This is a genomic window from Roseicyclus sp. (assembly GCF_018402035.1).
In the GTDB taxonomy this organism is placed as follows: Bacteria; Pseudomonadota; Alphaproteobacteria; order Rhodobacterales; family Rhodobacteraceae; genus Roseicyclus.
Window position 1 is genome coordinate 1 of sequence record NZ_JAGYJN010000034.1, and the last position, 5,094, is coordinate 5,094.

General features: G+C 65.8%; 6 protein-coding genes. 2 read left to right on the forward strand and 4 right to left on the reverse strand.

What is annotated here, in order from left to right:
• From KG698_RS14620 to KG698_RS14635, 4 genes are all read right to left on the reverse strand, one after another.
• The coding region (locus KG698_RS14620; protein ID WP_213686280.1) for a VWA domain-containing protein at positions 1–808 on the reverse strand (808 nt) is incomplete at its 3' end.
• A gap of 18 nt (positions 809–826) precedes the next feature.
• Positions 827–991, reverse strand: a complete 165-nt coding sequence (locus KG698_RS14625) for a hypothetical protein (protein WP_213686281.1) — start codon at positions 989–991, stop codon at positions 827–829.
• A 28-nt stretch (positions 992–1,019) separates the two neighbouring features.
• On the reverse strand, positions 1,020–2,423 hold the full coding sequence (locus KG698_RS14630; RefSeq protein ID WP_213686282.1) for a DUF2927 domain-containing protein: 1,404 nt from the start codon (positions 2,421–2,423) through the stop codon (positions 1,020–1,022).
• A 111-nt stretch (positions 2,424–2,534) separates the two neighbouring features.
• Entirely contained in the window at positions 2,535–3,380 is an 846-nt protein-coding gene (locus tag KG698_RS14635; RefSeq protein ID WP_213686283.1) for a MoxR family ATPase, read from the reverse strand.
• Between the two features lie 206 nt (positions 3,381–3,586).
• On the opposite strand from KG698_RS14635, the gene dksA reads away from it, so the two are divergent.
• Positions 3,587–4,009 (forward strand): RNA polymerase-binding protein DksA, encoded by a 423-nt coding sequence (gene dksA, locus KG698_RS14640; RefSeq protein WP_213686284.1) that lies wholly within the window; start codon positions 3,587–3,589, stop codon positions 4,007–4,009.
• Positions 4,010–4,078: 69 nt separating this feature from the next.
• Positions 4,079–5,094, forward strand: a 1,016-nt coding sequence (locus tag KG698_RS14645; protein WP_213686285.1) for an FAD-dependent monooxygenase, incomplete at its 3' end; no start/stop codon positions are given.

A 5,094-nucleotide genomic window follows, 5' to 3' on the forward strand; every position in this document is an offset into this window, starting at 1 on the left:
AGTGTTCCAGGTGCTTGAATTCGGATTTGGCGGCGGAAAACAATTCCTCGACCACGCGGATATGGTCATCCATCGACCCGCCGACATCGAGAAACAGGATCACCTTGACCGCGTTGCGCCGTTCGGGCCGCGTTTTCACGTCAAGCCAACCCTGTTCGGCGGTGGCCCTGATCGTGCCGTCAAGGTCGAGTTCCTCGGCCGCGCCGTCGCGCGCCCATTGGCGCAGCCGTTTCAGCGCCACCTTGATGTTGCGCGTGCCCAGGTCGACATCATCGGCGAAATCGCGAAATTCGCGCTTGTCCCAGACCTTGACGGCGCGGCGGTGGCGGCTTTCGGCCTGGCCGATGCGCACGCCTTCGGGGTTGTAGCCATAGGCGCCAAAGGGCGAGGTTCCGGCGGTGCCGATCCATTTCGACCCGCCCTGGTGCCGCCCCTGCTGATCGCGCAAACGCTCGCGCAGGGTGTCCATCAGCTTGTCAAAACCGCCCAAACCCGCGATCTCGGCGCGCTCCTCGGGGCTCAGGTGCTTTTCGGCCAGTTTCTCCAGCCATGCGCGCGGGATATCGACGGCCTCCAGCACCTGTTCGGGGGTGATCGCCTCCAGCCCGCCAAAGGCATGGGCGAAACATTGATCGAACCGGTCGAAATGGCGTTCGTCCTTCACCATGGCCGTGCGGGCGAGGTAATAGAACCCCTCGATGTCATAGGTGACCAGGCCGCGCCCGACGCCTTCCAGAAAGCCGAGGTATTCCCGCAAGCTGACGGGGATGCGGGCGGCGCGCAGCGTTTCGAAAAAGGGCAGGAACATGCATCGCCCCCAAGGGTGTCAGCCGGGTGCGAGAACCACCAGCATGGCGAAGGCACCGAGCGTAAAGCCGATGATCCCAAAGATCGTGGCGTAATGCAAAAGGTCAAGCCGGTTGCCGCCCTTGCGGCGCGCCAGCCACAGGCCGAACACGATGCCAACGGCCCCCCCGATCAAATTCAGCATGCCCGTTTGCCCCGCCTGTCCGGTTGTGTCACGGCGAGAGCGCCGCAACCTCTGTCAGGCGCAGGCCCACCGCCGTGGTGTTGGCAAACCCATAGCGACCCCAGGCAAGGCTGTCGAGCCGGACCTGACGCGCCTCGGAGGCGCGGCCCAAGGCCTCCAGCGCCTCGGCCCGGATCATCAGCAAGGTCGACAAAAGCGATGCGTTCTGGGCCTGCGTAGCGCCCCCCATCGCCTGTGTGCTGAGCCGCAGCGCATCTTCGGGCCGACCGGAACTGAGCGCGAAACCCGCAAGCTGCATGTCGATATGGGCGGCGTGGATGCCACCGGGTGCGATCGTGTCGTAGATATCGGCCGCCGCCAGAAAGGCGTTGAGCGATCCCTCGACATCGCTGGCCAGCGACAGGCGGCCGAGGGCGAAATAGCTGAAGGCCAGCCGCGCGTCCGTCAGTCCCGCCTCGCGCGCGAGCGACACCGCGCGCTGTGCGGCCGGCACACGGGCGGCGTCGCGGGTTCCGGGGCCAAGCGCGGTTTCGATCGCCTCGATCCAGGCGCGCGGCGTGGGCCGGGTTTCGACCGGGGCGGCTGGCGCGTCACCGCGCGGGTTCAACCGCGCGAGGATGTCGGGCAAGGCCGCCGCAACCTCGGCCCGCGTCATGCCCGACCGCAGCGCGCCGTCGTAATAGGCCCGCAGGATCAACATGTCATAGCCGGTCAGCACGGCATGGAAATTGTCATCGTTGAAGACCGAATCGCTCAGGCGATACAGGTCGTTCAACGGCCCCAAAGCTTGCGACACCTCTTCGTGCAGGCAATCGCGCACCTCTTGCGGGGCGACATCATTGGGCAAGAACACCGTCACATGATCGCGCCGGTCCAGCGTGGTCCAATCCATGTCGCGGGAATTGCGCGCGCGCCGAAACTCCGCCCAAGAGGTGACGCGCGGCACGACGAAACAGGCGGCTTCCGGCACCAGCCGCTGCATCCGGTCGCGCGGCAGGGTTTCGATGGTGATATTGGCCGCATCCGGCCCATGGGCCCTGCGCGAGATGTCGATGCGGGCCTCTTGCCGCAAGCGCGCGATCAGCCGATCCAGGTCGGGCGACAGCGACGCGGGCGCGCCCGGGGCGACGGCGATGGTGATCGGCCCCTCGAACCGCGACAGCCGCTCGATCTGGCGGCCCGATTCCATCTGGAAACTCAGCGCGATGAAATCGGCGGCGATCTGGGCGTTGGATTGAGTCGGCGGCATCGGCTGCGGCGCGCCGAACTGGTTCATCACCGGGATGGTCTGCGACAATTCCGGGCTGATGCGCCGCTCTGTCAGATCATGGAGCCGCCCGTGGGATGGCTGGCATGCCGCCAGGGCCAAGGCCGAGACAAGGCAGGACAGGACCGGGCGGATGCGCCTCGGGCGCGGGGGGCTATCGGTCATGGCGGCAATCCAGAGAAAGAATCAAATAGATCAAAACTTTTCGCACATTGGCCGCGCAATGTGTCAGCAATTGGGTCATGGCAGCGATTTCATGCCGCCCGCCCGGCGCGGCTATGTCTGTCGCCGGGCCAGGAAAGCCAGCCGTTCGAACAGCGCCACGTCCTGTTCATTCTTCAACAGCGCCCCATGCAGCCGGGGCAGCGCCGAGGCCCCGTCGCGGCGCAAATCCTCGGGCGACAGGTCCTCGGCCAGCAACAGCTTGAGCCAATCCAGCACCTCGGAGGTCGATGGTTTCTTCTTGATCCCCTGCTGGTCGCGGATGTCGTAGAATTGCGTCAGCGCGGTGGTCAGAAGCTGTGGCTTGATGCCGGGAAAATGCACCTCGACGATCCGCTTCATCGTCTCCATGTCGGGAAAGCGGATGTAGTGAAAGAAACAGCGCCGCAAGAACGCGTCGGGCAGTTCCTTTTCATTGTTCGAGGTGATGATGACGATGGGGCGGATGCGCGCCCTGATCGTTTCGCCGGTCTCGTAGACGAAGAATTCCATCCGGTCCAATTCCTGCAACAGGTCATTGGGAAATTCGATATCGGCCTTGTCGATCTCGTCGATCAACAAGACCACGCGGCTCTCGGCCTCGAAGGCCTGCCAGAGCTTGCCCTTGCGGATGTAGTTCTTCACGTCATTGACGCGCGCATCGCCCAGTTGGCTGTCGCGCAACCGGCTGACGGCATCGTATTCATACAGGCCCTGCTGGGCGCGGGTGGTGGATTTGACGTGCCATTCCAGGATCGGCAGGCCAAGCGCCGTGGCGACCTGCCGGGCCAGTTCGGTCTTGCCCGTGCCCGGTTCGCCCTTGACCAGCAGCGGGCGTTCCAGCGTGACGGCGGCATTGACCGCTATGGTCAGGTCCTGAGTGGCGACATAGGTGTCGCTGCCTTCGAAACGTGCGTGCATGGAACCCTCCGGCAAAGCTTGCCACGTCATAGCGGCTTGGCCCGTGTCGCGAAAGGGCGCCTTGGTCCGCGCCGCACCAGGAATGCGCCTTGTCACGTAATAGAGTGTCGACAAGGGTCGCGCGGTCTAGTAATCGGGCGGCGAGGGGCCGGAAGGGTGTCATGCCAGACCGACAAGACAACGCCGGCTTCGCTGAGGGGAGCGACATGAAGGCCGAGAATTTTCTGCCAGAGGATTATCGTCCCGCCGAGGACGAACCTTTCATGAACGAGCGCCAGTTGGAATATTTCCGGCGCAAGTTGATCACCTGGAAGAACGAGTTGCTTGATGAAAGTCGGGGAACCGTGGAATCCTTGCAGGATGGAACCCGCAACATTCCCGATGTGGCCGACCGCGCCAGCGAGGAAACCGACCGCGCGCTGGAATTGCGCACGCGGGATCGGCAGCGCAAGCTGATCGCCAAGATCGACAGCGCCCTGCGCCGGATCGAAGAGGGCGAATACGGCTATTGCGAGGTCAGCGGCGAACAGATTTCGCTCAAGCGGCTGGATGCGCGGCCCATCGCCACCATGACGCTCGAGGCGCAGGAACGGCATGAACGCCGCGAAAAGGTGCATCGCGACGACTGACCGCGCTGCCAAGGCTGAAATAACACGGGGCGCCCTGCGGGGTGCCCTGTTTCATGTTTGGGGGGTGTCATGCTGATCGGGCAAGAACTCACGGTGGTGGGCGGCGGCATCGGCGGGCTGGCGGCGGCCTTGGCGCTGGCGCGGCGCGGGGCCGTGGTCTGCGTGCTGGAACAGGCGCCTGCCATCACCGAGCTCGGCGCCGGCCTCCAGATCAGCCCGAACGGCTGGCGCGTGTTGCAGGCCCTGGGCGTGGCCGAGGCGATCGCCGCCAAAAGCCCACGGTCGCGCGCGGTGCGGCTGCGTGATTTCCGGCGCGGGGCAGGGGTGTTTTCCATGCCCTTGCAACGCACTGACCAGCCCTGGCACCTCGTGCATCGCGCCGATCTGGTCGCGGTGCTGGCCGAGGCGGCGACGCAGGCGGGCGTGACGCTGCGGCTGGGCGCGCGGGTGGCCGCGATCACGCCGGGCCCGTCAGGCACCGACATCACCTTTGCGGATGGCCGCGTGGAACATCACGGCCTGACCCTTGCCGCCGACGGGTTGCACTCGCCCGCCCGCGCGGCGCTGAACCCGAAATCGCGGCCCTTCTTCACCGGCCAGGTGGCCTGGCGCTGCACCATTCCCGTCGACATGCCCCTGCCGTTCGAGGCGCATGTCTTCATGGGGCCGGGCCGGCACCTGGTGCGCTACCCGCTGCGGGGCGGGCATCTGGTCAATGTCGTGGCGGTCGAGGAACGCGACGGCTGGGCCGCCGAAGGCTGGCAGCACCGCGATGACCCCGCCCATCTGGCGCGCGCCTTCGTCGATTTCTGCCCCGAGGTTCGGGCGCTTCTGGACCGGGCGCAGGATGTGTTTCTCTGGGGCCTGTTCCGGCACCCGGTGGCGCAGGTCTGGCAGGACCAGGGGCTCGCGCTCTTGGGCGATGCCGCGCACCCGACCCTGCCCTTCCTGGCGCAAGGGGCCAACATGGCGCTGGAAGATGCCTATGTCCTGGCGCGATGCCTGTCGGAAGAGGCCGATCCCCGCAGGGCCTTTGCCCGCTACGAGGCGCTGCGCCGCCCCCGCACCGCGCGGATCGTGCAGGC

Bases quoted from the DNA above. Each gene is read 5' to 3' on its own strand.
- KG698_RS14625 (WP_213686281.1), bottom strand. From the start codon at position 991: ATGCTGAATTTGATCGGGGGGGCCGTTGGCATCGTGTTCGGCCTGTGG.
- KG698_RS14630 (WP_213686282.1), bottom strand. From the start codon at position 2,423: ATGACCGATAGCCCCCCGCGCCCGAGGCGCATCCGCCCGGTCCTGTCC.
- KG698_RS14635 (WP_213686283.1), bottom strand. From the start codon at position 3,380: ATGCACGCACGTTTCGAAGGCAGCGACACCTATGTCGCCACTCAGGAC.
- dksA (WP_213686284.1), top strand. From the start codon at position 3,587: ATGAAGGCCGAGAATTTTCTGCCAGAGGATTATCGTCCCGCCGAGGAC.